This is a genomic window from Pelagicoccus sp. SDUM812003 (assembly GCF_031127815.1).
Lineage (GTDB): Bacteria > Verrucomicrobiota > Verrucomicrobiia > Opitutales > Opitutaceae > Pelagicoccus.
In genome coordinates this window covers 1-357 of record NZ_JARXHY010000083.1, presented here as the reverse complement: position 1 = coordinate 357, position 357 = coordinate 1, and the positions used below count along the sequence as shown (strand labels likewise).

The 357-nt window shown below is 44.3% G+C and carries 1 protein-coding gene; it reads left to right on the top strand.

The genetic code is table 11. The annotated features are described in order from the left end of the window. Nucleotides 1–237: hypothetical protein (locus QEH54_RS22890; protein ID WP_309021056.1), on the top strand; the 237-nt coding region annotated here is incomplete at its 5' end. Between the last annotated feature and the right edge of the window lie 120 nt (nucleotides 238–357).

The following is a 357-nucleotide window of genomic DNA, read 5'->3' as shown; positions in this document are numbered from 1 at the left end:
CGTTCGACAAAAGAAAATGAAAAGACACCTAATTCTATTGGCAATCGCATCATTCACTCTTGGAGCATCGGCAGCTTTTCTAGTCATGTCTGCAGTTTACGAACAAAGATCTCTCACTCTGGTATCCTCGTCTTTAACCCTAATCGGCATGCTCGGGCTTTCTATCTCGAGTTTCAAAATACTCGTACAGAAATTCAAGGATTCAGACATAGAAAACCAAAGGTGATCCTGCATTGAATAAAGGATACGGAAGAGAGAATGAAAATTTGGTCGAACAAGGCGCTCGATACAACTCGGGCCAAGCGCCCGAGTTGTGGACGCAGCAAGGACGTATCCTACCCTACTCTTTCACAACCA